Below are 26,326 nucleotides of genomic sequence, written 5' to 3'. Positions count from 1 at the left end.
AATACAGCCGTTCGCCCCTTATCCGGATGAGGCGACCGGCCAAATGCGGTTGCTTCGAACGACAGTTTAGCAAAATCCAACCCTGCTCCGGGGGTGAATTATGACCGGACCGTCATGTCCTTTTTCCGACGCGGAACGCGCTGGCGAAGTTCTGCACCTTGTCCGACGACACCGAGAGCAGCGCCTTCATGACCGCCGCCGGGCGCCGCGCCTGTGCGACGGCGATCTCAGCCACGAGGCGCTCCAGCGCCGGGGTCGCGCTGCGGTAGCGGATGCGATGGTCTCCGGCCGTATCGATCAATCCAGCCTGTTCAAGATTCGCCAAGACTTCCTGGAGGATGAGCGTGCTGCTGCGCGATTCGCGAATGAGTTCGTCCGAATTCCATGCCTGACCCGGATCACGCCGTAAAATCAGCAGAATCTCCAGAGTCCACACCGTCTTGATCGAATGCTGAAGAAAGATCAGGGCATCGTCCGAAAGCACGCCGCCAGTCCATTGTCTGTTCCAGTTCCCCGCGGGTCCCGGTCATCCGGGAGGGCTCGACGATTTGAGCCGCACGTCGGGGCGGAGTGTGCACAGGATGCCCGCCGCCGTCCAGCCCTACGCCCTTCTTTGCGGGAGCGCATCCGGCCCGATTCCAGACATCTTTCGGGGTAGAAGGGCGCTCACTGGGCTGGTCGGCGGTCCTTCCCTGGCCCAAACAGGCCATATGGGGTAATCCATTGGGAAAATCGCCCTGCGGCGCGCTTCGGGCATGCCGAAGCGTCGCAATCGTGACAACTTAGGCCGCAATTCCGATCGGCTATGGCCCGTGCATGACTGGTTTCGACACCCGCCCCGTCTTCTTCATCATCGGCGCGCTCCTCAGCGTCCTGGCCGTCGCGATGCTGCTTCCGATGTCCGTCGATCTGGCGGCCGGCAACCCGGACTGGATGGTCTTCGCCATCGCCTTCGCCCTGACCCTGTTCTTCGGCGTCCAGTTCATGCTGGCCAACCGCATGGACCGGATCGCGCTGAACCTCCGGCAGGCCTTCCTGCTGACCGCCCTGTCCTGGGTCGTCATCTGCGCCTTCGCCGCCGTGCCCTTCATGGTGTCGCAGATCGACCTGTCGGCGGCCGACGCCTATTTCGAGGCGATGTCGTCGCTGACCGCCACCGGGGCCACGGTGATCTCCGGGCTGGACGGTCTGGCGCCGGGGCTGCTGCTGTGGCGGTCGCTGCTGCAATGGCTGGGCGGCATCGGCATCATCGGCATGGCCATCGCCATCCTGCCCTTCCTCCAGGTCGGCGGCATGCAGCTCTTCCGCTCGGAATCCTCCGACCGGTCGGACAAGGTGACGCCGCGGGCCAGCGACCTCGCCATCGCGGTGGGCTGGATCTACCTGTGCCTGACCGCGGTCTGCACGGCGATGCTCGCCTATGCCGGGATGTCCTGGTTCGACGCCGTCAACCACGCGATGACCGCCGTGTCCACCGGCGGCTTCTCCACCCGCGACGCGTCCATCGCCAGCTGGAACAGCCCGGCCATCGAGTGGGTGTTGGTGATCTTCATGGTGCTGGGCGGCATGCCCTTCGTCCGCTTCATCAGCCTTGCCCAGGGGCGGGCGGCGAGCTTCTGGGCGGACACGCAGATCCGCTGGTACCTTGGTTTCCTCGCGGCGGTGTCCTTCGGCATGTCGGTCTGGCTGACTCTGACGCGGGGCGTGCCGTGGGACGACGCCATCCGCGTGACCACCTTCAGCGTCGTCTCGGTGGTCACCACCACCGGCTACGCCTCCATCGACTATGAGCGGTGGGGGCCGTTGGCGTCGGTGGTCTTCTTCATCCTGACCTTCGTCGGCGGCTGCACCGGATCGACCTCGGGCGGGCTGAAGATCTTCCGGTTCGAGATCCTGTTCATCGTGCTGCGCGCGCTTCAGCGCCGCCTCTACAGTCCCAATCTGGTGATCCCGCTGAACTACAACGGCAAGCCGGTCAGCGCCGACGTGATGATCTCGGTGATGAGCTTCGGCTTCGTCTACCTGATGTCGGTGTTCGTCCTGGCCTTCGTCCTGGCCTTCCTCGGGGTGGACGTGGTGTCTGCGCTGTCGGGGGCGGCGACGGCGGTCAGCAACGTCGGTCCCGGCCTCGGCCCCACCATCGGGCCGGTCGGCAACTACGCCACCATGCCGGACGGCGCAAAATGGGCGCTGGCCGCCGGCATGCTGCTGGGGCGGCTGGAGTTCTTCACCATCCTGGTCGTGCTCAGTCCGTCCTTCTGGCGGCGGTGAGGGGGCCGGGGGGCTTCTCCTCCCGCTCCTCCGGGTCGCGGCTGGCCGCCGACACCAGATGGACCAGGGCGGCGCCGAGCGCGATCACCCCGACCGCCACCGACGCCCGCAGGAAGCGGGAGGCGTCGCCGTGCAGGGTGAAATGCCACCACAGTTCGTCGCTGAAGGCGATGTGCTTGTAGGAGAACAGGCCCAACCAGAAGGCGCTGGCCAGCGCCACGCCGGTCGCGATGAACCAGCTCGGCGTCAGGGGATTGCGCAGGATGTTGCCGCGACGGTGGAACTCCTTGCGGGCGGGCAGCAGGGCCAGGAAGATCAGCCCCGGCACGATGGCCTCCGGCCAGTCGCCGCCCTTCAGCAGGGCGGAGGCGCAGCCGGTCGCCAGCAGCACCAGCGACAGCACCCAGGCGGCGTGCAGCCGCCGCTGCACCGCGTGGGCCAGCAGGATCAGCAGCACCCCGGCGACGCTGCCGGTGAAGTGCGACATCTCCACCAGCGGCAGCGCCGTGGCGTCGAAGGGGGCGGGCAGCGTCTCCTCCGGCGTGGCGCGGGAGAACAGCAGGAAGGCCCCGGTGATGAAGATGCAGGCGGCCAGCACCAACGGCACCGCCGGGCTGATGGCAGCGGAGATTCCCCGCGACAGGCCGCCGATGCGGCGCCGCGCCTGGAAGGCCTCCACCCCGCCGAACATCAGCCCGGCGATCACCAGCGGCGCCAGATAATAGATCAGGCGGAAGACCAGCAGCCCCGCCATCACGTCGTTGCCTGGCATCGCCGGGGTCAGGCTGACCAGGACGATGGCGTCGAACACGCCCAGCCCCCCCGGCACGTGGCTGATGATGCCGGCGACCAGCGCCAGCCCGAAGGCGACCAGAACGTCAGCGTAGCTCACCGCGTCGCTCGGCGGCAGGCAGAGATAGAGGACCAGCGCCGCCAGCGACAGGTCGCACAGCCCCAGCAGGAGTTGTCGAACCGCGATGGACGGGCGGGGGAAGGCGATGGCGTGCCCGAACACCCGCAGCGGCCGGCGCAGCCAGAAGCCGCCCACCGCGTAGGCCACCAGGATCGCCAGCGCCGCCAGCCCCAGCAGGACGGCGCTTCCCGGCGGGACGTGCAGCGCCTTCAGCGCCGTGGGGTCGATCAGCATGACCACCGGCATCACCGTCGCCAGCCCGAGCATGAAGGTGGTGACGACGAACAGCGTCACCTGCGCCACCTCCACCCCGCCCAGCCCATGCGGCGCGTAGAGGCGGTAGCGCACGGTCGCCCCGATGATGCTGGCGAAGCCCAGGCTGTGGCTGAAGGCGTAGCTGGTGAAGGCGGTGAAAGCCACCCAGCGGTAGGGCAGGGGCCGCCGCAGGTGGCGCAGGGCCAGCAGGTCGTAGAGCGTCAGCAGCCAGTAGCTGACCGCCGCCGCCGCCGAGGCGGCGAGAAGCTGCACGCCCGTGATGCGGTTCAGCGCCTGCCGGATGTCGGCGACGCTGTACTGCTCCAGCCAGCGGTTCAGGATGACCAGCGCCCCGGCCAGCAGAGCCAGGATGAGCACCCCCGTGCCGTAGCGCAGGAGCCGCTGGGTCCAGGTCGGGGGGCTTTCGGTGTGGGCCATGGCTGACAGGATCGCTCCGGGCGCCTAGGATGACGGGGCTTCGGACAAGAACAACACCGCGCAACGAAAAAGCGCATGGCCGGGCAGGGCTCTTCGGGAGGCAACGGATGCATCTTGTGCTTTATCTCGCCACCGGCCTGTCGGGGACCAACACGCTGATCCTGCTGCTCGCCTATCTCTGGGACAGCTCGGTGACGCTGTTCGGCGGCGCCACGGGCTACGACCTGCGGCCGGACGGCGTGTCCTTCACCTTGTCGCTCTTCACCACGGTCCTGCTGGCCTGGTACACATTGGTCCTGCGGCGGCGCCTGCGGTCGGAGCGCAAAAGCGGCGCCCGCCCGGAATAGCCGACGCGGCCGCCCGTCGCCGGAAGCATGAGCGCGGCATTTTTTGGAAACTCCGGCCGGATTGATCCGTTGTGTGGGCCAAGACGCCGCGCCTCGGATTCGGGTGCGCTGCCCGGACCCGGAGAAAAACCATGCACGGGATCAACAAAACCGTCTCCTTCACCGCAGGGGGGCTGATTGTCCTGTTCGTCCTTCTCGCCAGCGTCTTCACCGAGCCGTTCGGGGAGCGGATTTCCGCTCTTCAGTCCGCCATCGTCGGCAACTTCGGCTGGTTCTACATTCTGTCCGTTGCGGGATTCCTCTTGTTCGCTTTTTGGTTGTTCTTCAGCCCCTACGGGTCGATCAAGCTCGGCAAGGACGACGACGAGCCGGAATTCAGCTACCTGACCTGGTTCGCCATGCTGTTCAGCGCCGGCATGGGCATCGGCCTGCTGTTCTACGGCGTGGCGGAGCCGGTGCTGCATCTCGCCAACCCGCGGGTCGGCGAGGCGGGAACGCCCGACGCGGCGCGGGAAGCGATGAATCTGGCCTTCCTGCATTGGGGGCTGCACGCCTGGGGCATCTACATCACGGTCGGCCTGTCGCTGGGTTACTTCGCCTACCGGCACGACCTGCCCCTGACCATCCGGTCGGCGCTCTACCCGCTGCTGGGCGACCGGCTGAGCGGCTGGCCCGGCCATCTGGTGGACATCGTGGCGATCGTCGGCACGCTGTTCGGCATCGCCACCTCGCTCGGGCTGGGGGTCATGCAGATCAACGCCGGGCTCGATTACCTCGGGCTGGTCAGCGTCGGGACGGTGCAGCAGATGGTGCTGATCGCCGTCATCACGGCGATCGCCACCGCCTCGGCGGTCAGCGGCGTCGGGCGGGGCATCCGCCGGCTCAGCGAGCTGAACATGCTGGCGGGGTTGCTGCTCCTGCTGTTCGTCTTCCTGCTCGGCCCGTCGGTGTTCCTGCTGTCCACGCTGGTGGAGAGCATCGGGCGTTACCTGTGGACCTTGCCCTACACCAGCTTCCGCACGCTGCCCTACACCGGGGCGGAGTGGCAGGCGAGCTGGACGATGTTCTACTGGGGCTGGTGGATTTCCTGGGCGCCCTTCGTCGGGATGTTCATCGCGCGGGTGTCGCGCGGCCGCACCATCCGTGAATTCATCGGCGGCGTGCTGTTCGCCCCGGTGGCGCTGACCTTCGTCTGGTTCACCGTGTTCGGAGAGACGGCGATCCATATGGAGATGTTCGAAGGCGGCGGCATGGCGGCGGCGGTGCAGGAGAACGTGCCGACGGCCCTGTTCGTCATGCTGGACCGCCTGCCGCTCAGCGTGATCACCTCGGCCCTGGCGACGCTGATCGTCGTCACCTTCTTCGTCACCTCCGCCGATTCCGGCGCCCTGGTGATCGACATCATCGGGTCCGGCGGCAACCAGGACCCGCCCATCGCGACGCGCATCTTCTGGGCGGTGCTGTGCGGCGTGGTGGCGGCGGTGCTGCTTCTGGTCGGCGGGTTGCAGGCGCTTCAGACGGCGGCGGTGACGACGGCGCTGCCCTTCGCGGTGGTCATGGTGCTGATGTGCGTCGGGCTGGTGACCAGTCTGCGGGCGGAGCGCCGGGCGGGGCCGGACCGGCGGGTGGCGCGGGTGCCCACCGCGTCGGAGGGCGGCGCACCGGTGCAGCCGGTCGGCGACGGCGACTGGCGCCAGCAGCTGGCCGCCGTGATCGGGCGCAAGGCGGCCATCGCGGCGGCGGTCCCGCCCGGCGGCGCCGGGGCGCGGCGCGAGGTCGCCCGCTTCATCGCCGACACGGTCGAGCCGGCCTTCCGCGACATCGCGGCGGAGTTGGAACGGCTCGGCCGCCGGGCCGTCATCGAGGTCGGCCCTTTCAACGCCGGTCTGGCCGTGCTGCGCGATGGGGAGGAGGAGTTCAGCTACGACATCCGCGCGCGGGCCTACCATCCGTTGACCTTCGCCTTTCCCGATCTGAAGGCGGCCGACGAACAGTGGCAGATGCGCGTCGAGGTGATCCTGCGTGGCGGCTTGCACAAACAATTGTTGCCGGCGCTCGCCGGCCGGGAAGCAATCGTCCGCGACTTCGTGCAGGAGTATGGAAAGTGGCGGGGGTGGTGAAAGAGCGCGGCCTCTTGCGGTAGCAGGAGAAGATTGCCTCGAATTATGCTAGAAAGCCGTCCGGTGCTTTCTTCGTGCCGAGGCGGCGGCGACCACCATGGGTCATCAGGCGGATCAGAACCAGTCCGGGGTCGGCGTCCCCGGCGGGGAGGCGTGCGCGCCGGCGGGCCGCCCGATGACGGCTTCAATGACCGTTGCCGATCTTCCGCTGCTCGACGGGCTGTGGGCGCCCGTCTGGCTGCATGACGGCGGTCGCGGGCGGATGGTCTGGGGCAACCGCGCCGCCCTTGAGCTGTGGAACGCCGCGTCGCTCGCCGACTTCCAGGGCCGCGAGTTCGGCAGCCAGCCGGAGGGGGCGCCGCAGGCCGAAGGGGAATCGGTGGCGGGGCGCTGGACCTTCTACCCCAAGGGGCGTCCGGTGACCGCCTGGGTGCGTCGCAGCGGTATGGCGCTGCCGGACGGGCGTCTGGGCATCCTGCACGAGGCGCAGCTCGCCGCTCCCCTGGCCGATCCGGACCATGGCGGCACCGACACCGAGGCGCTCGACCGCGAGCGCGCCATGCTGCAAAGCCTGATCGACTCGATGCCGGACATCGTCTTCTTCAAGGATGTGAACGGCACCTACCTCAAGGTCAACTGGGCGATGCTCGACTATGCGGGGCGGCCGCCGCTGGGGCTGACTGACCACCGGCTGTTCGACGCGGAGACCGCGGTGCGGCGGCGGCGGACCGACCAGATCGCCATGCAGAAGGGCTTCTCGCGCAGCGAGGAGTGGTTCGTCCACCCGGACGGACGCCGCGTGCTGATGGAGACCGCCAAGGCCGTCTGCCTTGACCGCAGCGGCAAGATGCTGGGCGTCGTCGGCATCGCCCGCGACATCACGGAGCGGCGGCAGACGGAAAAGCAGCTTCTGCGGCAGCACGCCCTGTTGCAGGGAATCATCGACACCATCCCCGACGCCGTCTTCTTCAAGGACCGGGACGGCGTGCTGCGCAAGGCCAACCGGGCCTTCGCCTCCTGGACCGGGCGTCCGCTGGAGCAGTTGATCGGGTTGGACAGCCATGAGATCTGGCCCCCCGAAATGGCCGACGGCATCCGCGCGGGCGATGCTTCGGTCTATGCCGAGGACCAGCCGCGGCGCAACGAGGAGAGCATCCCGCTGCCCGATGGCGGGCGGATCTGGGTCGAAATCTTGAAGGCGCCGATCCGCGACGCCGGCAACGAGCTTCTCGGGCTGGTCGGCGTCGGGCGCGACATCACGCTGCGCAAGGCCGCCGAGGAGGATCTGCGGCGGAGCGAGGCGGAGAAGGACCATCTCGCCAACCATGACGCCCTGACCGGCCTGCCCAACCGCCGGCTTCTCTTCGACCGGCTGGACGTGGCGCTGGCCCGGTCGCGGCGCTCCGGACGATCCTTGGCCCTGCTGTTCATCGACCTGGACGGCTTCAAGGCGGTCAACGACCGCATGGGACACGATTGCGGGGACGAGGTGCTGCGCATCGCCGCCGCGCGAATCGCCGGCTGTCTGCGCCGCAGCGACACGGTGGCCCGCGTCGGTGGCGACGAGTTCACCATCGTGCTGGAGGATGTGACCTCCGCCGCGGATGCCGGGGGCGTGGCGGCGAAAATCGTGGAGGCGGTGGCGCTGCCCATCCCGGTGCAGGGCAGGACTGCCGTCATCGGCGCCAGTGTCGGCATCGCCCTGTCCCCGGCCGACGGGTCGGACGCCCGCAGTCTGCTGGTGGCCGCGGATGGCGCGATGTACCGGGCCAAGCAGGCGGGCCGCGGCACCCATATCTTTTACAAGGATATTTCCCGCAGGAATCCGGACTGACCGGGTGCGGAATCCGCTTGCGCAGTCGGAACAAAAGAAGAACAATACCCGCCTGACCGGTTCTTGACGGGAGAGGATGGGATCATGTTCGTATGCGTCGATGGTGACCGCACCACCCGCCTGCGCCAGTGGGCCTGGCTCGACATCGGTGTCGGTATGGGCAGTGCCGGGACAGGTCCCGGCGAACGCCGCCTCGTCGGCTGGAGCGTCACGGACGAGGCGTGGCTCGTTTCCGAACCCATCGGCGTGGTCGCCACCAGCCCGCTGGGCCGTCCGCCGGGCTGGGCGGTGACCGACAACCACCGCCGGTATCTGCTCGAACAGCCCGGCCTGCCCCATGGGGACGAGCCGCTGGCCGCCATCGACTGTCTGCGGGCGAACGGCAGCCTCGACCCGACGGCCCCCATCAGCATCGTGCCCTGGCGCCCCGGCAAGTCCACCGCCGAACGCATCTTCGAACGCCGGACGGCCTGATCGCGGAAAGACGGGCTGCTGCGTGACGGAACGGCCTTTTTCCCGTTGAAAGCCTTGGTTGAGGCGGGAAGGGGTCGTTCACCATGCAGCAGCGCTGGCCGCAGAGGTTGTGGATCGTCCGTCACGGGGAAAGCGCCGGCAACGTCGCGCGCGACGCTGCCTATGCCGCCGGGGTGGGACGGATCGACATCGCCGAGCGCGACGTCGATGTGCCGCTCAGCCGCCAGGGGGAGCAGCAGTCCGAAGCGCTGGCGCGCTGGTTCGCCGCGCTGCCGCCGGGCGAGCGGCCCGACGTGGTGCTGACCTCCCCCTATCTGCGGGCCCGGAGAACAGCGGAGATCATCCACGCCGGGGGCGGCCTGCCGGTCGAACCCACGGAATTCGTGGTGGACGAGCGGCTGCGCGAGAAGGAATTCGGCATCCTCGACCGGCTGACCGCGCTGGGCATCGCGCAGGAGCACCCCGAGCAGGCGGAGTTCCGCCGCATCCTCGGCAAATTCTACTTCCGCCCGCCCGCCGGGGAGAGCTGGTGCGACGTGATCCTGCGGCTGCGCAGCGCGCTCGACACCATCAGCCTGCACCATGGTGGGCAGCGCGTGCTGGTGGTCAGCCATCAGGTCGTCGTGCTGTGCCTGCGCTACCTGCTGGAGGGCATGACGGAGGAGCAGATCCTCGCCATCGACCGCGAGGGCGACGTGGCGAATTGCGGTGTCACCGAATACGCCTTCGATCCCGCCCAGGGGCACAGCGGGCGGATGCAGCTTCGCCGTTACAACTTCGTCGCCCCGCTGGAGGTGGCCGGGGCGCCGCTGACCGCCGAGCCCGACGCCAATGCGGCTGTCCGATGAGCGTTTTCCGATGAACGATTTTCCGATGAACGACTCGATCCCGGTCACCCGTGACCTGCTGCGGTCCATGCCGCTGCCCCACCCCGGCGACAGCGCCGACAAGGACGGGCGGGGCCGGGTGCTGGTCATCGGCGGCAGCGTGGAGGTGCCGGGTGCCGTATTGCTGGCCGGGACGGCGGCGCTGCGCGCCGGGGCGGGCAAGCTCCAGATGGCGACCTGCCGCAGCGTGGCCCCGCATCTCGGGCTGGCCGTGCCGGAGGCGCTGGTGCTCGGCCTGCACGAGACGGCGGAGGGCGGCATCGCCCCCGACTGCGTGGACACGCTGTGCGAGCGGGCGGCCCGCTGCACCGCGGTGCTGATCGGTCCCGGCATGATGGACAAGCTTGCGGTCGCCGACCTGACCGGCGCGCTGATCGCCGGGCTGGACGGGGAGGGCGGACCCGTTCTGGTCATCGACGCCGAAGCGCTGATGGGCCTGGACAACGCCAACGAAGCGCTGTGCCGTCGGGGCGGGCGGACGATCATCACGCCGCACGCCGGCGAGATGGCCGGCCTGTCCGGAGTCAGCCGGGAGGAGGTGGAGGCCGACCCACCCACGGCCGCCCGCCGCGTTGCGGACCTTCACAAAGTGATCGTCGTGCTGAAAGGGGCCTGCACCCACATCGCCACGCCGGACGGCCGCATATGGGCCTATGACGGCGGCAATGTCGGGCTTGCCACCTCGGGGTCGGGCGACACGCTGGCGGGCGTCATCGCCGGGCTGGCCGCGCGGGGCGCCGACCCGGCCCAGGCGGCGATCTGGGGAGTCCATCTGCATGGCGAGGCCGGCAACCGCTTGGCCCGCCGCGGCCCGCTGGGTTTCCTGGCCCGCGAGCTGCTGGCCCAGGTGCCGGAGATCATGGCCGAACTGTCGGCCTGAGACCGCCGGCCTCGAAACGCCAGTCTCAGAACACCAGCTTGGCGGCCTGGTAGAGGATGACCCAGGGAGCGGCGATCAGCCCGCCCCACAGGGCGACCAGCGGCAGGCCGCGCAGCTTCTTGGCCGGGGCCGGAGCGGTGAGGGGGAGCGGGAAGGAAACGGTCTCGGTGGTGCCGACAGCGGGATTGTACTGGGACATGATGACCTGCCGATCTGTGTGTAAGGGCAGGATGCGCGCCGATCTCTTAACGACGATTAAAGTCGGGGGTAGCCGGCGTGCGGGATTCCGGCGTACCGCCGCCGGGTATAGAAGCTCGTTCGAGTGGGAAATTTCGGAGACCGAACCGGAGGTTCGCCTGCAGGCCCGCTTGAAGACCCCGGGTGACTTGACAAAGATTGCCAATCGTCCCGAAATGTCCTTCGGAAGAAGGAGGTGGTCCATGCCGACCATGAACATCAGCCTGCCCGAAGCGCTGGCCGCCTTCGTCGAGAAGGAGGTGGCAAGCGGTGGCTACGCATCGCAGAGCGAAGTCGTGCGCGAGGCGCTTCGCCTGCTCCATCGGGAAAAGGCGGTCGAGTTTGAGAAGCAGGAGATGCTCCGGCGCGCCATTCTGGTGGGGGTTGACGATTGGAAGGCTGGCCGTCTTGACGACCGCCCCATTGCCGACATCCTGAACGACATCGAGGATTGACCCGTGGTCGCCTACCGCGTCACCGATGCGGCGAAGCGGGACTTCGGAATGGTCCTGCGGGAAACCAGGGAACGGTTCGGCGCGCAGCAGAGGGATATTTACAAGGCCTTGATCGCCAAGGCGGTCGAGATGGTTGCCGCAAACCCTGCCAGGGGCGGCTCCTGGGACCGTGGGCGCATTGTGCCGGGCCTGCGCGCCTTCCACCTGGACCATGCCGCCGGCCGGCACGGCGCTGCGGCCCACACGCTTTATTACGCCATGGATCAGCAGGCCGGCGAGCCGCCGGTCGTCGTGATTCTTCGCCTATTGCATGAAAGGATGGAACCGGACCGCCGCATCCCGCAAGGATGAGGCTGATCCGGTTCCCGACGCTCGTTCAGGTCACTTGGCCAGCGTCTTGTTGAGCCACAGGGCCAGCAACGTGCAGACCGCGCCCGACAGCAGGTAGGCGCCGGCCGAGAACAGGCCGTAGTTGGCGGACAGCACCAGCGCCACCAGCGGCGCGAAGCCCGCCCCGAACAGCCAGGCGAGGTCCGAGGTGATGGCCGCGCCGGTGTAGCGGTAGCGTTGGGTGAAGCCCGACGTGACCACGCCCGACGACTGGCCGAAGGACAGGCCCAGGATCACGAAGCCGACGATCATGAAGACCAGCTCGCCCAGTGGCCCACCGTTCAGCAGCAGGGGCGCCACGCCGCTGAACACGGCGATGGCCGCGGCGCAACTCCCCAGCAGGGTGCGGCGGCCGATGCGGTCGGCGATCCAGCCGGAGGCGATGATGGCCCCCAGACCGAAGAAGGCCCCGACCACCTCGATCAGCAGGAAGTCCGCCGGCGTGTCCTGCGTGTAGAGGAAGATCCAGGACAGCGGGAAGACGGTGACCATGTGGAACAGCGCGAAGCTGGCCAGCGGGGCGAAGGCGCCCAGCACGACGCGCATGCCCTCGTTGCGCAGCATCTCGGTCACCGGGACCGGCTGAAGCTCGCGGCTTTCGAACAGGTGGGTGTATTCCGGCGTCACCACGATGCGCAGCCGCGCGAACAGCGCCACCACGTTGATGGCGAAGGCCACGAAGAACGGGTAGCGCCAGCCCCAGCTGAAGAAATCCTCCGCCGACAGGTTGCCGGCGAAATAGGCGAAGAGGGCGCTCGCCACGATCAGCCCGATGGGGGCGCCGAGCTGCGGAATCATGGCGTACCAGCCGCGGCGGCTCTCCGGCGCGTTCAGCGCCAGCAGCGAGGCGAGGCCGTCCCAGGCGCCGCCCAGGGCCAGACCCTGGCCGATGCGGGCCGCCGCCAGCAGCCAGATCGCCGCCGCGCCGATCTGCTCGTAACTCGGCAGGAAGGCGATGGCGACCGTCGAGGTTCCCAGGAGGAACAGGGAGAGGGTCAGCTTGGCGCCGCGTCCGTGGGCGCGGTCGATGGCCATGAACAGCATGCTGCCCACCGGGCGGGCGACGAAGGCCAGCGCGAAAATCGCGAAGGACCACAACGTTCCGGTGAGTGGGTCAAGATAGGGAAAGACCAGCTTCGGGAAGACGATCACCGAAGCGATGGCATAAACGAAAAAATCGAAGAATTCGGACGTCCGTCCGATGATGACGCCAATCGCGATTTCACCGGGATTCACCCGGTGGTCGCGGGCATTGACCAATCTTGCATCCCGTTCGGTCGCCGTGGTCGATGATCCCATGGTCCCCCCACCGTCTGGCAATTGCGTCAGAGGGAATTAAATAGGCACCGCAACGGCATTCTGCCACGCCCATGGACGCATTGCCTTGATGTGCGTCAATGGCTGCGCGGAATCGCGGCGCATTGGACAAATTGTCCAATGTCCGACCCGGCCCGTGGGGGTTAGCTCTTCGCCCAAATCCAAAGCGAACCCCTGCTGACAGGTCCTGCCTTGACCCGTTTCCGCGCCTTGGCCCTCCTGCCGCTGATGGCGGTTTTGAGTGGCTGCAACCTTGTGGTGATGAGCCCGTCCGGCGACGTGGCGAGCCAACAGGCCAACCTCATCACCATTTCCACCCTCCTGATGCTTCTCATCATCATTCCGGTGATGGTGCTGACGGTGCTGTTCGCGTGGCGCTACCGCCAGTCGAATAGCACGGCCCAGTACGACCCGGATTGGGACCATTCGACGCAGCTGGAGCTGGTGATCTGGGCGGCCCCGCTGCTCATCATCATCTGCCTGGGCGCCCTCACCTGGATGGCGACCCACTTGCTCGACCCCTACCGCCCGCTCGACCGCATCGCCGCCGGGCGTCCGGTTCCGGCCGACACCAAGATGCTCGACGTCAACGTCGTGGCGCTCGACTGGAAGTGGCTGTTCATCTACCCGGAGTACGGCATCGCCACGGTGAACGAGGTGGCCGCCCCGGTGGACCGCCCGATCCGCTTCAACATCACCTCCTCGACGGTGATGAACTCCTTCTACATCCCGGCGCTGGCCGGGCAGATCTACGCCATGGCCGGCATGGAGACGAAGCTGCACGCCGTCATCAACGAGCCGGGCAGCTACAAGGGCTTCTCCGCCAACTACAGCGGTGCCGGCTTCTCGCACATGCGCTTCACCTTCCACGGTCTGGCCGCCGACGGCTTCGACAAGTGGGTGGCGGACATCAAGGCGGGCGGCGGCAAGCTCGACCGCGACGGCTACCTCCAGCTTGAGCGCCCCAGCGAGAACGAGCCGGTGCGCCGCTACGGCGCCGTCGACTCGGGCCTGTTCAAGGCCATCGTCGGGATGTGCGTCGAGCCGGGCAAGATGTGCATGCACGACATGATGGCCATCGACGCCAAGGGCGGCCTCGGCCTCGCCGGCATCGACAACGTGATGCCGCTGATGCACGACAAGCTGTCCCGCCGCGGCACCGCCGTTCTCGGCCCGGCGCCGGTCTATGTGGCGGGCATCTGCTCGACCGAGGAGCTGACCGGCCGCGCCGTCGAGTCGTCGCTGGGCGTGCTGAACGCTCCCGCCGACGAGTCCCCGATTTCCGGCGCGGGTCTGCCGCGCTCCTCCATCACGCCGATCTCCGCGCCCGCCCCTGCGTTCGGGCCGCGGTTGACGGCCAATCCTTGAGCGGCCCACCGCCATGATCGACACATCGACCGTCGCCACCCATCCGCTCTTCGGGCGTCTGACCCTGGAGTCCTTCCCCTATCACGAGCCCATCGTGGTCGCGACCTTCGTCGCGGTCGTGCTGGGCGGCATCGCGCTCGTCGCGGCGCTGAGCTATTTCCGGCTGTGGGGCTATCTCTGGAAGGAGTGGTTCACCACCGTCGACCACAAGCGCATCGGCATCATGTACATGGTGCTGGGCCTGATCATGCTTCTGCGCGGCTTCGCCGACGCCATCATGATGCGCCTCCAGCAGGCCATCGCCTTCGGCGGCAGCGAGGGCTACCTCAACGCGCACCATTACGACCAGATCTTCACCGCCCATGGCGTCATCATGATCTTCTTCGTGGCGATGCCCTTCGTCACGGGCCTGATGAACTACGTGGTGCCGTTGCAGATCGGCGCCCGCGACGTGTCCTTCCCGTTCCTGAACAACTTCAGCTTCTGGATGACGGTGGGCGGTGCGGTGCTGATCATGGTCTCGCTGTTCGTCGGCGAGTTCGCGCGCACCGGCTGGCTGGCCTATCCGCCGCTGTCCAACATCGCCTACAGCCCTGAAACGGGTGTCGACTACTACATCTGGGCGTTGCAGATCGCCGGTGTCGGAACAACATTGTCCGGCATCAACCTGATCTGCACAATCGTCAAGATGCGCGCCCCCGGCATGACCATGATGAAGATGCCGGTCTTCACCTGGACGTCGCTCTGCACCAACGTGCTGATCGTTGCCTCCTTCCCGATCCTGACCGCCACGCTGGTCCTGCTGTCGCTGGACCGCTACGTCGGCACGAACTTCTTCACGAACGATCTCGGCGGCAGCCCGATGATGTACGTGAACCTGATCTGGATCTGGGGCCACCCGGAAGTCTACATCCTGATCCTGCCGGTCTTCGGCATCTTCTCCGAAGTCACCTCGACCTTCTCGGGCAAGAAGCTGTTCGGCTACACCTCCATGGTCTACGCGACGGTGGTCATCACGATCCTGTCCTACCTGGTGTGGCTGCACCACTTCTTCACCATGGGATCGGGCGCCAGCGTGAACTCGTTCTTCGGCATCACGACGATGATCATCTCGATCCCGACGGGTGCGAAGATCTTCAACTGGCTGTTCACCATGTACCGCGGCCGCATCCGGTTCGAGCTGCCGATGATGTGGACCGTCGCCTTCATGCTGACCTTCGTGGTCGGCGGCATGACGGGCGTGCTGCTGGCCGTTCCGCCGGCGGACTTCGTCCTGCACAACAGCCTGTTCCTGATCGCCCACTTCCACAACGTCATCATCGGCGGCGTGCTGTTCGGCCTGTTCGCCGGCATCTACTACTGGTGGCCCAAGGCCTTCGGCTTCCGCCTCGATCCCTTCTGGGGCAAGGTGTCCTTCTGGTGCTGGGTGATCGGCTTCTGGGTCGCCTTCATGCCGCTCTACGTCCTCGGCCTGATGGGCGTCACCCGCCGTCTGCGCGTGTTCGAGGACCCGTCGCTCCAGATCTGGTTCCAGATCGCCGCCGTGGGTGCCGTTCTGATCGCGGCGGGCATCGGTGCCTTCCTTCTCCAGATCGCCGTCAGCGTCTGGAAGCGCCGTGAGCTGGTCGACCGCACGGGCGACCCGTGGGATGGCCGCACCCTGGAGTGGGCGACCTCCTCGCCGCCGCCGGACTACAACTTCGCCTTCACGCCGATGATCCACGACAACGACGCGTGGTGGGACATGAAGAAGCGCGGCTACAAGCGTCCGCTCGGCGGCTTCCAGGCGATCCACATGCCCAGCAACAGCGGCACCGGCGTGATCCTGGCGGGGATCAGCGTGGTCCTCGGCTTCGCCCTGATCTGGTACATCTGGTGGTTGGCGGCGGTGAGCTTCGTCGCCCTGCTGGCGACCGCCATCCACCACACCTTCAACTATCACCGCGACTTCCACATCCCCGCGGACGTGGTGGTGCGGACCGAGAACGAGCGGACCCGTCTCCTCTCCGGGCAGGTGTAAACCATGAGCACGACCCTGACAGCCGAACGGAGCCGCACCCAACAGGCTCCGGCCTTCCACGTGGTGGAGGAGCACGCGCACCCCGAAGGCTCCAGCACCATGCTGGGCTTCTGGATCTACCTGATGAGCGACTGCCTCATCTTCGCGGTGCTGTTCGCGACCTACGGCGTGCTCGGCGGCAACTACGCCGCCGGGCCGTCGCCCAAGGACCTGTTCGACCTGCCGCTGGTGGCGCTGAACACCGCCATGCTGCTGTTCTCCTCCATCACCTATGGCTTCGCCATGCTGGCGATGGAGAAGGGGCGGGTCTCGCAGACCCAGCTGTGGCTGGCGGTGACCGGCCTGTTCGGCGCCGCCTTCCTGGCGATCGAACTCTACGAGTTCGCCCACCTGATCCACATCGGGGCGACCCCGCAGCGCAGCGCCTTCCTGTCGTCCTTCTTCACGCTGGTCGGCACCCACGGCCTGCACGTCACCTTCGGCCTCGTCTGGCTGGTGACGCTGATGGTCCAGGTCAACAAGCGCGGCCTGATCCCGGCCAACCGCCGGCGCCTGATGTGCCTCAGCCTGTTCTGGCACTTCCTGGACGTCATCTGGATCGGCGTCTTCACCTTCGTCTATCTGATGGGAATGCTGCGATGAGTTCTCACGCCGAACATCATTCCGGGCATCATGGGGCCGGCCATCATGGTGGCGATCACCATGGTCACGGGGAGCATGAGGGCGCCCACGGGACGCTCGGCAGCTACCTGATCGGCTTCATCCTGTCGGTGATCCTGACGGTCATTCCCTTCTGGCTGGTCATGGACGGGACGATCCTGGACAAGAACATGACCGCGATGGCGATCATGGCCCTCGCCGCCGTCCAGGTCGTCGTCCACATGATCTTCTTCCTGCACATGAACGGACGTGCGGAAGGCGGGTGGACCATGCTGTCGCTGATCTTCACGATCATCGTCGTGGTCATCATGCTGGCCGGTTCGCTGTGGGTGATGTACCACCTGAACACCAACATGATGCCGATCCACGACCCGAGCCAGTTGCCGTGACCGGCACGGCGGCCCACCGTCCGCGCCGGGGGCTGATCCTTCTCGGCGTCCTGGCGTTGGCGGGAGTCGCCGTCTTCGCGTCGCTCGGCGTCTGGCAGGTCGAGCGGCTGTTCTGGAAGCTGGACCTGATCCAGCGGGTGGAGGAGCGGGCGCAGGCCGCGCCCGTTCCCGCCCCCGGCCCGGAGGACTGGCCCGCCGTCACGGCGGCGAGCCAGGAGTACCGGAGGGTCTCTGTCACCGGGCGTTTCCTCAACGACAAGGAAACCCTGGTCCAGGCGGTGACCGAGCGGGGCGGCGGTTTCTGGGTGCTCACCCCCTTGCGCACCGACCGCGGTTTCACCGTCCTGGTCAACCGGGGCTTCGTGCCGCCCGAGCGGCGCAACACCGACAGCCGCCCTGACGGGCTGATCGACACGGACACCACCGTCACCGGTCTGCTGCGGGTGACGGAGCCGGGGGGCGGCTTCCTTCGCTCCAACGATCCCGCGCAGGACCGCTGGTACTCGCGCGACGTGGCGGCCATCGCCGCGGCCCGCGGCCTGACGGAGGCGGCCCCCTATTTCATCGACGCCGAGGCCAGCCCGCCGGGCGGTTCTCCGGTCGGCGGGTTGACCGTGTTGAAGTTCAGGAACAACCACCTCGTGTATGCGCTGACGTGGTTCGCCCTGGCGCTCATGCTGATCGCCGCATCGCTCTATGTCGCGCGCAGTGAACGCCGCCGCCGGGGTTGAAGAAGTAATCTCTTTTTCTTCATGGTTTTTCGCCGGATGGAATGAGGCCCCTTTGCGGATTCTTCCACCCGGCTTTTTTGTGCTATCAAGATCCCCCGGAGTCCGTGGCAAGGCTGCCAAGCCGGAGTATCGTGCCCATATAACAGGGGACCGAAGGAAGCCGGCGAAGGGCCAGACGTTTTCCGTGCGCGACACCACCGACAAGAAGAACCTGTTCCTGCTGGTGCAACTGCGCTGGCTCGCCGTCGCCGGGCAGGTGGTGACGATCCTGATCGTGCACTACCAGATGGGCATCACCCTGCCGCTCGATCAAATGGGCGCGGTGATCCTGTTCCTGGTCGCGCTGAACATCGCCAGCGTCCTGCATCTGCGCCGCCAGACCTCGGTGTCGAACACCCAGCTTTTCCTGGAGCTGCTGATCGACGTGTCGGCGCTCACGGTTCAGCTCTACCTCAGCGGCGGCGCGTCCAACCCCTTCATCTCGCTCTACCTGCTGCAGATCACATTGGGAGCGGTGCTGCTGGAGGCGTGGTCGGCCTGGGCGCTGGTGCTGGTCGCCACGGCTTGCTTCACCTTCCTGATCGGCGCCTACCGCCCGCTGGCCCTGCCGCCGGGGCTGGAGGGGCTTCTGCTGGGGCTGCACATCCAGGGCATGTTCCTGTGCTTCGTGCTGACGGCCAGCCTGATCGTCCCCTTCATCACCCAGATCACCCGCAACCTGCGCGCCCGCGACGCCCATCTGGCCGACCTGCGCCAGCGCTCCATGGAGGAGGACCACATCGTGCGCCTTGGCCTGCTCGCCTCCGGCGCTGCGCATGAACTGGGGACGCCGCTCGCCACGCTGTCGGTGATCGTGAACGACTGGCGGCGGATGCCGGTGGTCAAGGGCGATCCCGACATGGCCGAGGACATCGCCGAGATGCAGAACCAGATCAATCGCTGCAAGGCCATCGTGTCGGGCATCCTCCTGTCCTCCGGCGAGGCGCGGGGGGAGGGGACGCTGCGCACCACCGTGACCGCCTTCCTGGACGATCTGGTGGCGGAGTGGAAGGACAGCCGGTCGCCGGCCTGCGTCGATTACGACAACAGCGTCCGCTCGCGGGAGGGGATCATCTCCGACCTCGCGCTGAAGCAGGTGATCTTCAACGTGCTGGACAACGCGCTGGAGGTGTCTCCCGGCTGGGTCGGCATCGCCGCCGGGCGGCAGGGGGACAGCCTCGTCCTGACCGTCAACGACGCCGGCCCCGGCTTCGAGGAGCGGATGCTGGCCGAGTTCGGCAAACCCTACCGGTCGAGCAAAGGGCGGCCCGGCGGCGGGCTGGGCCTCTTCCTGGTGGTCAACGTGGTGCGCAAGCTGGGCGGCTCGGTCGCCGCGCGCAACCGCCCCAGCGGCGGCGCGTCCGTCACCATGACCCTGCCGCTCGCCGCCCTGTCCGCGGGAGAGAGCCATGGAGACTGACCGTTCCCTCGTGCTGGTGGAGGACGACGCCGCCTTCGCCAAGGTCCTGCGCCGCTCCTTCGAGCGCCGGGGCTATCAGGTCTACTGGTGCGACAGCCTGGACGGGCTGCGGGCTCTGCTGGAGACGCTGCCCTTCGCCTACGCGGTGGTGGACCTGAAGCTGGGCAACGGCTCCGGCCTGGAATGCGTGCGGGAACTGCACGACAACGACCCGGAGACGCGGATCGTCGTCCTGACCGGCTTCGCCAGCATCGCCACGGCGGTCGAGGCGATCAAGCTCGGCGCCTGCCATTACCTCGCCAAGCCGTCCAACACCGACGACATCGAGGCGGCCTTCGAGCGCACGGAGGGCGATCCCTCCATCGCGCTGGGGGCGCGGGCGACCTCGCTGAAGACGCTGGAGTGGGAGCGCATCCACGAAACCCTGGCGGAAACCGGCTTCAACATCTCCGAAACCGCCCGCCGCCTGGGCATGCACCGGCGCACCCTGGCCCGCAAGCTGGAGAAGAAACAGGTGCCCTGAAGCGGCTTTCCCCTGTCCAGTCGGTCAAAGGATGCGCATGGCCGCTGGACAATGGCGGCCAGTCCGCCCATTTTTCACGGCCTGTTACAGTCGTGTGTCATACGCAGCAGCAAGGAGCAGTGTGAAGTGTCTCTTTCCACGTCGAGCAGCAGCCCCTCCGATCCGCGGACCGAGGCCCGCCGTCTTCTGACGGACGCCATCTCCACGTACCTGCAGTCGTGCAAGGATCTGGCGGCTGCGACCGAACGCGCGACCGAGACGAGCGGCAGCATCGACACCCAGGCCCGCCGCAAGGCTTACCAGACGCTGACCGAGCTGGGCGATCAGGTCCGTCTCGCGCAGCGCCGCCTCGTTACCGCGGCCAAGCAGGCCCGCCGGGTCATGCCGGTCGCCGAGATCGAGGAGGTCGCCAAGAAGCTGGACAAGCGCGACACCACGGAAAGCGCCGCCGTGCTGGTCAAGGCCGCCCTCGTCAACTGACGTCGGTCAGGGGAGGACTCGCCTGTTCGGCATAGACGAATCCGCCGGATCGGCGGGAATCGCCGACTTTTTGCGGGTCACAGCGTCGCGCCCGGTCGATTCCGATCGGGAGCATCTTGCGCGCCGCCGTCCGTCAGGGTACGTCAGAGGCGCCTGGAGCCCTGGAACATGCTGGGGTTCCGCCACGAACAAGGGGAATTTGGGAATGACGAAGGCCGATCTCATCGACGCGATCGCCGGCAAGCTGGGCGGCACGAAGGCCGACGCCGGCAAGGCGCTGGATGCGGTTCTGGAGAGCCTGCAGGACGCGCTGGTCAAGGGGGAGACGGTCAAGCTGCCGGGCTTCGGCCAGTTCGAGATCGCCGAGCGCGGCGAGCGCACGGGCCGCAACCCGCAGACCGGTGCGGAGATCAAGATCGCCGCCTCCAAGGCGCCGAAGTTCTCCGCCGGCAAGGCCCTCAAGGACGCCGTCAACGGCAAGGCCGAGTAAGGCCACAGCTCATCCCTCTCCCGCCCCGGGAGAGGGATGGACCCGCTGCGTGGACACCCTCTCCCAGGACGGGAGAGGGTGTTTCATCACCCGCTCAATGCGGGTTTGCCGGCCCCGGTGTGGCGTCGGCCAGCCAGCGGCCGAGCGGGTCGTCCGCTTCACTGCCCGTATCGTTTGACGCCTCGCTCCAGCCCGGCGGGACGCCGTCCATGTTCGGCAGTCGGTGGGCGATGCCCTTGTGGCAGTCGATGCAGGTGCGCTGCCCGCTGAACAGATATTGCTGATGGATGCGCGCCGCCCGCGCCCCCTGCTTGGTGATGTCCATGGATTCCGCGCTGTGGCAGTTGCGGCATTCCAGGGAATTGTTGGCCTTCAGCCGCGCCCATTCATGCTCGGCCAGCTCGCGCCGCTTCTCCACGAACTTGTCGCGCGTGTCGATGGTGCCGAAGATCTTGCCCCAGACCTCCTTCGACGCCTGCATCTTGCGGGCGATCTTGTCGGTCCAGTTGTGCGGGACGTGGCAGTCCGGGCAGGTCGCCCGCACGCCGGAGCGGTTGGTGAAGTGGATGGTGGTCTTCAGCTCCTCGAACACGTTGTCCCGCATCTCGTGGCAGCTCGTGCAGAATTTCTCGGTGTTGGTGACCTCCAGGGCGGTGTTGAAGCCGCCCCAGAACATGACGCCGGCCAGGAAGCCGCCCAGCGTCAGGAAGCCGAGGCTGAGGTAACGGCTCGGCCCCGCGATGATCCGCCAGGGCCGCAGCAGGAAATCGGGCAGCTTCATCGCCGGTCACCCCCGTCCGACGGGCGGCTGATGAGGCTGTCCATGTCCTTGAAGGTGTTCGGGACGATGGGCTGCGCCACGGTCTGGGGGACGTGGCACTGCGTGCAGAAATAGCGGCGCGGCGCCACCGCGCCGAGGGTCTGGCCCTCGCGGTCAACATAATGGGTGATGCTGATCATCGGCGCCTGGGTGGCCCCGGTGAACTGGCGGCTGTGGCAGGTCAGGCACTGGTTGTTGTTCAGGCTGATCTGATAATCGCGGATGTTGTGCGGGATGACCGGCGGCTGTTCCGGATAATTGCGGGCGACCCGCCGGTCGTCGGTGACGTCGGCGGGGATCGGCGGGGCCGGGTCCTCGTCGGTGAACTGGATCGGCGGACGGAAGGGCTCCCGGACCTGTCCGGTTCCCTGGGCGGCGAGCAGTGCCGGCACAAGGCAGGGCAAAGCCGCGGCCAGCGCGAGCATGAGATGGCGGCGCATGGTTGCGGTCCTCCCTCAGACGGCCACGATCTTGACGGCGCACTTCTTGAAGTCCGTCTGCTTGCTGATCGGGTCGGTGGCGTCAAGCGTGCATTTGTTGATGAGGCGCGCCGAATCGAACCAGGGCACGAAGACGACCCCGCGCGGCGGCCGGTTGCGCCCGCGCGTCTCGACCCGCGTGCGCATCTCGCCGCGCCGCGACATCACCTTAACCTCCGAGCCGCGGCGCAGGCCGCGATCCTTCGCGTCGTCCGGGTGCATGTAGACCAGCGCCATGGGCATGGCCTTGTAAAGTTCGGGCACCCGCATGGTCATGGAGCCGGAGTGCCAGTGCTCCAGCACGCGCCCCGTGACCAGCCACAGGTCGAAGTCCTTGTCGGGCGATTCCGCCGGGGGTTCGTAGGGGAAAGCGAACAGGTTGGCCTTGCCGTCCGGGTTTCCGTAGAAGCGCACCCCCTCGCCCTTCGGGACGTAGGGGTCGAGCCCCTCCCGGTAGCGCCACTTCGTCTCCTTGCCCTCGACCACCGGCCAGCGCAGCCCGCGCACCTCGTGATAGGTGTCGAAGGGCGCCAGATCGTGGCCGTGGCCGCGTCCGAAGGCGGCGTACTCCTCGAACAGGCCCTTCTGCACATAGAAGCCGAACTCCTTCGACTCCCGGTTCTCGTAGGCGGGGTCCAACTCCGACACAGGGAAGCGGTCGACGTTGCCGTTGCGGAACAGCACGTCGAACAAGGTCTTGCCGCGGAAGTCGGGGTTGGCGTCGAGGATCTCCTTTGGCCACACCTCGTCGGTGGTGAAGCGCTTGGAGAACTCCATAAGCTGCCAGAGGTCGGAGCGCGCCTCGCCCGGCGCGTTGACGAGCTGGTGCCAGAAATGGGTCCGCCGCTCGGCGTTGCCGTAGGCGCCCTCCTTCTCCACCCACATGGCGGCGGGCAGGATCAGGTCAGCGGCCGCGGCGGTCACCGTCGGGTAGGCGTCCGACACCACGATGAAATTCTCCGGGTTGCGGTAGCCGGGATAGGTCTCGTTGTCGCTGTTGGGCGCCGCCTGAAGGTTGTTGTTGACCATGATCCAGTAGGCGTTGAGCTTCCCGTCCTTCAGCATCCGGTCCTGCAGGACGGCGTGGTAGCCGATCTTGCCGGGCAGCAGGCCCTTGGGGATTTTCCAGCCCTCCTCGACGTGGGAGCGGTGGGTGGGGTTGGTCACCTGCATGTCGGCGGGCAGCCGGTGGGCGAAGGTGCCGACCTCGCGCGCCGTGCCGCAGGCCGACGGCTGGCCGGTCAGCGAGAAGGGGCTGTTCCCCGGCTCCGAAATTTTGCCGGTCAGCAGGTGGATGTTGTAGACCATGTGGTTTACCCACACGCCGCGGACGTGCTGGTTGAAGCCCATGGTCCACAGCGACATGACCTTGGTCTTCGGGTCGGCGTACATCTCGGCGAGCGCCAGCAGCCGCTCCTTCGGCACCTTGCTCAGCTCCGCCACCTTGTCCAGCGTGTACTCGCTGACGAAGGTGGCGAACTCGTCGAAGCTCATGGGCTTGGAATCGGTCGGGTCCTTGGCGTTCGCGGCGCGCACCTCCAGCACGCTTTCGGGTCGCAACCCATAGCCGATGTCCTTCTGCCCCAGGCGGAAGCTGCAATGCTTCTCGACGAACTCCTTGTTCACCCGTCCGGTCTGGATGATGTGGTTGGCGATGTAGTTCAGGATGGCCAGATCGGTCCCCGGCTCGAAGATCATCGGCACGTCGGCCAGTTCGAAGCTGCGATGCTCGAAGGTCGAGAGGACGGCCACCTTCACATGGTTGTGGGCGAGCCGCCGGTCAGTGATGCGCGTCCACAGGATGGGGTGCATCTCCGCCATGTTGGAGCCCCACAGGACGAAGGCGTCGGCGTGCTCGAAATCGTCGTAGCAGCCCATCGGCTCGTCCATGCCGAAGGTGCGGATGAAGGCCACGGCGGCCGACGCCATGCAGTGGCGGGCGTTGGGGTCGAGGTTGTTGGTGCGGAAGCCGGCGCGCATCAGCTTGGACGCGGCGTAGCCCTCCCAGATCGTCCATTGGCCTGACCCGAACATGCCGACGGCGTCCGGCCCCTTCTCCTTCAGCACCCGCTTCCATTGGCGGGCCATCTCGTCGAAGGCCTCGTCCCAGGACACCGGGCGGAACTCCCCGTCCTTGTGGTACTTGCCGTCGCGCATGCGCAGCAGCGGCTGGGTCAGCCGGTCCTGCCCGTACATGATCTTGGACAGGAAATAGCCCTTCACGCAGTTCAGGCCGCGGTTGACCTCCGCCTGCATGTCGCCGTGGGTGGCGACGACGCGGTTGTCCTTGGTGGCGACCATGACGCTGCATCCGGTGCCGCAGAAGCGGCAGGGCGCCTTGGACCAGGTGAGCTGGGCGTCCTCGCCCGCCACCATGGATTGCTGGGCCACGGCGGGCAGGCTGATGCCCCCCGCCGTCGCGGCGGCCGCGACCGCATGCGCCTTGATGAAATCCCGCCGGTCAAGCATGGGTTTCCTCCCCCCTTTTTCTTGACGAATGTGAAATCTGGCGCGTCAACGCCGCGCCGTAGCGACCTCCTCCGCTGTCCGGGCCGCCATCGGCTCGGCGTGGTGGAAGACCATGACCGCCGACATGACGCCGGGCATCAGGTGGATCGCGGTCATGCGGTCGGCGATGCGGCCCTCGTGGGGGCCTTCCACGGTCACCACCATCCGGCCCCGTTCCTCCGCATGGACCTCCACGTCGCCCAGCGCGGCGACGGCGGCCCGCACGTCGGGGCTTCGCTCGGGCCGCAGATGGACGAGGATGGAGGCGATGTGCCATTCCGCCGGCGCTTCGGTCGGCCGGTCTCGGGCGTCAGGGTGCATGGGCGGTCTCCGGTCCTGGTTGCAACGTGACGGCGTCGGCGGGGCAGGCGGCCAGGCAGGCGCCGCAGCCGGTGCAGGAGTCGTCCTCGACCACGGGGACCGCCACGCCGCCGGGCGCCAGGGCGAAGCGGATGGCCGATTCCGGGCAGGCGTCGCGGCAGCTCCGGCAGACGACGCGGTTTATGGCGAGGCAGGACGGCCCGATGCGCACGGCCAGCGTCCAAGGGCTGGCGGCGGCACGATCAAAGACCGGTTCGGGGCAGGGCTCGGCACAGGCCGCGCAGAAGCTGCACTCGCCCCGCCGGAAATCGACCTCGGGAAAACCGCCGTCCCCCCGGCGGATGATCCCCTCGGGGCAGGACTCGGCGCAGGCGCCGCAGCGTGTGCACAGGTCGGTGAAGCGTTCCGTCCGGGCCCAGGGCGGGCGCAACGGCGCCGGCTCGGCGCGCCGCCGTCCGCGAAGGAAGCCTCGTCTCCCTAAGTCGACCGATTCACCGGCCATGGCGCCGTCCCCCTCAGACCGGGGGCGGACCGGGCGGACCCATGATGAGTTGCGACATCCAGACCAGGAAGCCGTAGCCGCCCACGACGGCGACCGACAGGATCGGCCAGATCACCACCGCCAGAACAAGGAACATGGCGATTTCCCGCCGCTTCGCGCCGGGATCGGGCAGGGGCGGGCTGGCGGCGGCGCGCGATGGGAAGCGGGCTGGGTCCGGTGAAGGGTCCGGAGAATGGCGGCGGCTCATGGCGGCTCCCGTTTTTGGCGGGCGGTGGCGTTGCCGACAGCCGGGGAGACGGTCGGATACCCCAACAACAGGTTGAGCGTCGCTTCTGTTCCATGCGGCCGAGCGTGCGATGGGCACCGCCCCGGCGTGTCGCGGACATGGTTCCGGCGTGGCATCCCGGACGGATGATTCGCGATGCGAACATTTTTTTGAGGGGCCCCGGGATTAAGCGGGGCGCGGGATCGTAAACTGAGTGAAGAGGGGATAAGGAGGTCGGACGGCCTTGGTGTGATTTGGCTCTCCGGATTGTTTATTTCCGATTCGTACAGGGCATACAGATTAGATCGACTACGAGGTTGCTGATGATCTGAAGTTCTGTAAGATTGGAACAGCCGTTCTTGGTGTAACGGCTTCTCCACTGTTGTGATCGTAAGTGAAGCGAACTCATTCAGAGGCCGCGCCTGCTTTGGCGCGGCCTTTTTTTTGCTTTTTCAAAGTCATAGTACGAAAGATCGGTCCCGGGGATACTGAT

Annotated in this window: 28 protein-coding genes; 18 read left to right on the top strand and 10 right to left on the bottom strand. The window is 67.2% G+C overall.

Annotated features, from left to right (window positions below; all coding sequences use genetic code 11):
• Positions 1-112: 112 nt before the first annotated feature.
• Entirely contained in the window at positions 113-484 is a 372-nt protein-coding gene (locus tag Sp245p_RS30575) for a hypothetical protein (RefSeq protein WP_014241912.1), read from the bottom strand.
• Positions 485-816: 332 nt separating this feature from the next.
• Here Sp245p_RS30575 and Sp245p_RS30570 point away from each other — a divergent pair, with 332 nt between their 5' ends.
• Positions 817-2,271, top strand: coding sequence for a TrkH family potassium uptake protein (locus Sp245p_RS30570; protein WP_014241911.1), 1,455 nt, complete (start codon positions 817-819; stop codon positions 2,269-2,271).
• Here the strand turns inward: Sp245p_RS30570 and Sp245p_RS30565 are convergent.
• Positions 2,246-3,877, bottom strand: coding sequence for a lysylphosphatidylglycerol synthase domain-containing protein (locus Sp245p_RS30565; protein ID WP_014241910.1), 1,632 nt, complete (start codon positions 3,875-3,877; stop codon positions 2,246-2,248). The genes Sp245p_RS30570 and Sp245p_RS30565 overlap by 26 nt on opposite strands.
• Before the next feature lie 107 nt (positions 3,878-3,984).
• On the opposite strand from Sp245p_RS30565, the gene Sp245p_RS30560 reads away from it, so the two are divergent.
• The 6 genes from Sp245p_RS30560 (at position 3,985) to Sp245p_RS30535 (ending at position 10,419) form a co-directional block, all read left to right on the top strand.
• On the top strand, positions 3,985-4,224 hold the full coding sequence (locus Sp245p_RS30560; RefSeq protein ID WP_014241909.1) for a hypothetical protein: 240 nt from the start codon (positions 3,985-3,987) through the stop codon (positions 4,222-4,224).
• Between the two features lie 131 nt (positions 4,225-4,355).
• On the top strand, positions 4,356-6,344 hold the full coding sequence (locus Sp245p_RS30555; protein WP_014241908.1) for a BCCT family transporter: 1,989 nt from the start codon (positions 4,356-4,358) through the stop codon (positions 6,342-6,344).
• Positions 6,345-6,531: 187 nt separating this feature from the next.
• Positions 6,532-8,178 (top strand): sensor domain-containing diguanylate cyclase, encoded by a 1,647-nt coding sequence (locus Sp245p_RS30550; RefSeq protein ID WP_052584448.1) that lies wholly within the window; start codon positions 6,532-6,534, stop codon positions 8,176-8,178.
• A gap of 84 nt (positions 8,179-8,262) precedes the next feature.
• On the top strand, positions 8,263-8,652 hold the full coding sequence (locus tag Sp245p_RS30545) for a hypothetical protein (RefSeq protein WP_014241905.1): 390 nt from the start codon (positions 8,263-8,265) through the stop codon (positions 8,650-8,652).
• 83 nt (positions 8,653-8,735) lie between these two features.
• Positions 8,736-9,500 (top strand): histidine phosphatase family protein, encoded by a 765-nt coding sequence (locus Sp245p_RS30540; protein WP_014241904.1) that lies wholly within the window; start codon positions 8,736-8,738, stop codon positions 9,498-9,500.
• A 10-nt stretch (positions 9,501-9,510) separates the two neighbouring features.
• Positions 9,511-10,419, top strand: a complete 909-nt coding sequence (locus tag Sp245p_RS30535; protein WP_014241903.1) for an NAD(P)H-hydrate dehydratase — start codon at positions 9,511-9,513, stop codon at positions 10,417-10,419.
• Between the two features lie 25 nt (positions 10,420-10,444).
• On the opposite strand, the gene Sp245p_RS35245 is transcribed toward Sp245p_RS30535, so the two are convergent.
• Entirely contained in the window at positions 10,445-10,618 is a 174-nt protein-coding gene (locus Sp245p_RS35245; RefSeq protein ID WP_014241902.1) for a hypothetical protein, read from the bottom strand.
• Positions 10,619-10,859: 241 nt separating this feature from the next.
• On the opposite strand from Sp245p_RS35245, the gene Sp245p_RS30530 reads away from it, so the two are divergent.
• Positions 10,860-11,111, top strand: a complete 252-nt coding sequence (locus Sp245p_RS30530; protein WP_014241901.1) for a type II toxin-antitoxin system ParD family antitoxin — start codon at positions 10,860-10,862, stop codon at positions 11,109-11,111.
• A 3-nt stretch (positions 11,112-11,114) separates the two neighbouring features.
• The gene (locus Sp245p_RS30525) at positions 11,115-11,462 is read left to right on the top strand and encodes a type II toxin-antitoxin system RelE/ParE family toxin (RefSeq protein WP_014241900.1); all 348 of its coding nucleotides are present in this window, start codon (positions 11,115-11,117) and stop codon (positions 11,460-11,462) included.
• Positions 11,463-11,492: 30 nt separating this feature from the next.
• Here Sp245p_RS30525 and Sp245p_RS30520 read toward each other — a convergent pair whose 3' ends face one another.
• Positions 11,493-12,800 (bottom strand): MFS transporter, encoded by a 1,308-nt coding sequence (locus tag Sp245p_RS30520; RefSeq protein ID WP_014241899.1) that lies wholly within the window; start codon positions 12,798-12,800, stop codon positions 11,493-11,495.
• A 210-nt stretch (positions 12,801-13,010) separates the two neighbouring features.
• Here Sp245p_RS30520 and cyoA point away from each other — a divergent pair, with 210 nt between their 5' ends.
• From cyoA to Sp245p_RS30475, 9 genes are all read left to right on the top strand, one after another.
• Positions 13,011-14,186, top strand: a complete 1,176-nt coding sequence (gene cyoA / locus Sp245p_RS30515) for a ubiquinol oxidase subunit II (protein ID WP_014241898.1) — start codon at positions 13,011-13,013, stop codon at positions 14,184-14,186.
• Positions 14,187-14,199: 13 nt separating this feature from the next.
• Positions 14,200-16,206, top strand: coding sequence for a cytochrome o ubiquinol oxidase subunit I (cyoB, locus tag Sp245p_RS30510; protein WP_014241897.1), 2,007 nt, complete (start codon positions 14,200-14,202; stop codon positions 16,204-16,206).
• Positions 16,207-16,209: 3 nt separating this feature from the next.
• A complete protein-coding gene (cyoC, locus tag Sp245p_RS30505; protein ID WP_014241896.1) occupies positions 16,210-16,848 on the top strand; it encodes a cytochrome o ubiquinol oxidase subunit III in 639 nt (212 codons plus the stop codon).
• A complete protein-coding gene (gene cyoD, locus Sp245p_RS30500) occupies positions 16,845-17,255 on the top strand; it encodes a cytochrome o ubiquinol oxidase subunit IV (protein WP_014241895.1) in 411 nt (136 codons plus the stop codon). Before cyoC ends, cyoD begins: the two co-directional genes overlap by 4 nt.
• On the top strand, positions 17,252-17,986 hold the full coding sequence (locus Sp245p_RS30495; protein WP_014241894.1) for an SURF1 family protein: 735 nt from the start codon (positions 17,252-17,254) through the stop codon (positions 17,984-17,986). The genes cyoD and Sp245p_RS30495 overlap by 4 nt, the downstream gene beginning before the upstream one ends.
• 184 nt (positions 17,987-18,170) lie before the next feature.
• Entirely contained in the window at positions 18,171-19,445 is a 1,275-nt protein-coding gene (locus tag Sp245p_RS30490) for an ATP-binding protein (protein ID WP_014241893.1), read from the top strand.
• Positions 19,435-19,968, top strand: a complete 534-nt coding sequence (locus Sp245p_RS30485) for a response regulator transcription factor (protein ID WP_014241892.1) — start codon at positions 19,435-19,437, stop codon at positions 19,966-19,968. Before Sp245p_RS30490 ends, Sp245p_RS30485 begins: the two co-directional genes overlap by 11 nt.
• A gap of 126 nt (positions 19,969-20,094) precedes the next feature.
• On the top strand, positions 20,095-20,448 hold the full coding sequence (locus Sp245p_RS30480) for a hypothetical protein (protein ID WP_014241891.1): 354 nt from the start codon (positions 20,095-20,097) through the stop codon (positions 20,446-20,448).
• Positions 20,449-20,653: 205 nt separating this feature from the next.
• Entirely contained in the window at positions 20,654-20,938 is a 285-nt protein-coding gene (locus Sp245p_RS30475; protein ID WP_014241890.1) for an HU family DNA-binding protein, read from the top strand.
• A gap of 94 nt (positions 20,939-21,032) precedes the next feature.
• Here Sp245p_RS30475 and Sp245p_RS30470 read toward each other — a convergent pair whose 3' ends face one another.
• The 6 genes from Sp245p_RS30470 to napE are packed head-to-tail and all read right to left on the bottom strand — an operon-like array spanning position 21,033 to position 25,815.
• Positions 21,033-21,719 (bottom strand): cytochrome c3 family protein, encoded by a 687-nt coding sequence (locus Sp245p_RS30470; RefSeq protein WP_014241889.1) that lies wholly within the window; start codon positions 21,717-21,719, stop codon positions 21,033-21,035.
• Complete coding sequence (locus tag Sp245p_RS30465; protein ID WP_014241888.1) at positions 21,716-22,198, bottom strand: nitrate reductase cytochrome c-type subunit; 483 nt, start codon at positions 22,196-22,198, stop codon at positions 21,716-21,718. The genes Sp245p_RS30470 and Sp245p_RS30465 overlap by 4 nt, the downstream gene beginning before the upstream one ends.
• Before the next feature lie 15 nt (positions 22,199-22,213).
• Complete coding sequence (gene napA, locus Sp245p_RS30460; RefSeq protein WP_109139187.1) at positions 22,214-24,706, bottom strand: periplasmic nitrate reductase subunit alpha; 2,493 nt, start codon at positions 24,704-24,706, stop codon at positions 22,214-22,216.
• A 45-nt stretch (positions 24,707-24,751) separates the two neighbouring features.
• Positions 24,752-25,066, bottom strand: a complete 315-nt coding sequence (locus Sp245p_RS30455) for a chaperone NapD (protein WP_014241886.1) — start codon at positions 25,064-25,066, stop codon at positions 24,752-24,754.
• Positions 25,056-25,568: a ferredoxin-type protein NapF gene (gene napF, locus Sp245p_RS30450; protein ID WP_041813118.1), complete on the bottom strand. Its 513-nt coding sequence runs from the start codon at positions 25,566-25,568 to the stop codon at positions 25,056-25,058. The genes Sp245p_RS30455 and napF overlap by 11 nt, the downstream gene beginning before the upstream one ends.
• 13 nt (positions 25,569-25,581) lie before the next feature.
• The gene (gene napE / locus Sp245p_RS30445) at positions 25,582-25,815 is read right to left on the bottom strand and encodes a periplasmic nitrate reductase, NapE protein (protein WP_082188264.1); all 234 of its coding nucleotides are present in this window, start codon (positions 25,813-25,815) and stop codon (positions 25,582-25,584) included.
• Between the last annotated feature and the right edge of the window lie 511 nt (positions 25,816-26,326).

It is taken from the genome of Azospirillum baldaniorum, from assembly GCF_003119195.2.
Taxonomy (GTDB): domain Bacteria; phylum Pseudomonadota; class Alphaproteobacteria; order Azospirillales; family Azospirillaceae; genus Azospirillum; species Azospirillum baldaniorum.
Note: the sequence above shows the minus strand (reverse complement) of the source record. Positions and strands in the feature narration are given on the sequence as shown.

Excerpts from the sequence above, each read along its gene's own strand:
- Sp245p_RS30570 (WP_014241911.1), top strand. The coding sequence starts at position 817 with ATGACTGGTTTCGACACCCGCCCCGTCTTCTTCATCATCGGCGCGCTC.
- Sp245p_RS30565 (WP_014241910.1), bottom strand. The coding sequence starts at position 3,877 with ATGGCCCACACCGAAAGCCCCCCGACCTGGACCCAGCGGCTCCTGCGC.
- Sp245p_RS30560 (WP_014241909.1), top strand. The coding sequence starts at position 3,985 with ATGCATCTTGTGCTTTATCTCGCCACCGGCCTGTCGGGGACCAACACG.
- Sp245p_RS30555 (WP_014241908.1), top strand. The coding sequence starts at position 4,356 with ATGCACGGGATCAACAAAACCGTCTCCTTCACCGCAGGGGGGCTGATT.
- Sp245p_RS30550 (WP_052584448.1), top strand. The coding sequence starts at position 6,532 with ATGACCGTTGCCGATCTTCCGCTGCTCGACGGGCTGTGGGCGCCCGTC.
- Sp245p_RS30545 (WP_014241905.1), top strand. The coding sequence starts at position 8,263 with ATGTTCGTATGCGTCGATGGTGACCGCACCACCCGCCTGCGCCAGTGG.
- Sp245p_RS30540 (WP_014241904.1), top strand. The coding sequence starts at position 8,736 with ATGCAGCAGCGCTGGCCGCAGAGGTTGTGGATCGTCCGTCACGGGGAA.
- Sp245p_RS30535 (WP_014241903.1), top strand. The coding sequence starts at position 9,511 with ATGAACGATTTTCCGATGAACGACTCGATCCCGGTCACCCGTGACCTG.
- Sp245p_RS35245 (WP_014241902.1), bottom strand. The coding sequence starts at position 10,618 with ATGTCCCAGTACAATCCCGCTGTCGGCACCACCGAGACCGTTTCCTTC.
- Sp245p_RS30530 (WP_014241901.1), top strand. The coding sequence starts at position 10,860 with ATGCCGACCATGAACATCAGCCTGCCCGAAGCGCTGGCCGCCTTCGTC.
- Sp245p_RS30520 (WP_014241899.1), bottom strand. The coding sequence starts at position 12,800 with ATGGGATCATCGACCACGGCGACCGAACGGGATGCAAGATTGGTCAAT.
- cyoB (WP_014241897.1), top strand. The coding sequence starts at position 14,200 with ATGATCGACACATCGACCGTCGCCACCCATCCGCTCTTCGGGCGTCTG.
- cyoC (WP_014241896.1), top strand. The coding sequence starts at position 16,210 with ATGAGCACGACCCTGACAGCCGAACGGAGCCGCACCCAACAGGCTCCG.
- cyoD (WP_014241895.1), top strand. The coding sequence starts at position 16,845 with ATGAGTTCTCACGCCGAACATCATTCCGGGCATCATGGGGCCGGCCAT.
- Sp245p_RS30485 (WP_014241892.1), top strand. The coding sequence starts at position 19,435 with ATGGAGACTGACCGTTCCCTCGTGCTGGTGGAGGACGACGCCGCCTTC.
- Sp245p_RS30475 (WP_014241890.1), top strand. The coding sequence starts at position 20,654 with ATGACGAAGGCCGATCTCATCGACGCGATCGCCGGCAAGCTGGGCGGC.
- Sp245p_RS30470 (WP_014241889.1), bottom strand. The coding sequence starts at position 21,719 with ATGAAGCTGCCCGATTTCCTGCTGCGGCCCTGGCGGATCATCGCGGGG.
- Sp245p_RS30465 (WP_014241888.1), bottom strand. The coding sequence starts at position 22,198 with ATGCGCCGCCATCTCATGCTCGCGCTGGCCGCGGCTTTGCCCTGCCTT.
- napA (WP_109139187.1), bottom strand. The coding sequence starts at position 24,706 with ATGCTTGACCGGCGGGATTTCATCAAGGCGCATGCGGTCGCGGCCGCC.
- Sp245p_RS30455 (WP_014241886.1), bottom strand. The coding sequence starts at position 25,066 with ATGCACCCTGACGCCCGAGACCGGCCGACCGAAGCGCCGGCGGAATGG.
- napF (WP_041813118.1), bottom strand. The coding sequence starts at position 25,568 with ATGGCCGGTGAATCGGTCGACTTAGGGAGACGAGGCTTCCTTCGCGGA.
- napE (WP_082188264.1), bottom strand. The coding sequence starts at position 25,815 with ATGAGCCGCCGCCATTCTCCGGACCCTTCACCGGACCCAGCCCGCTTC.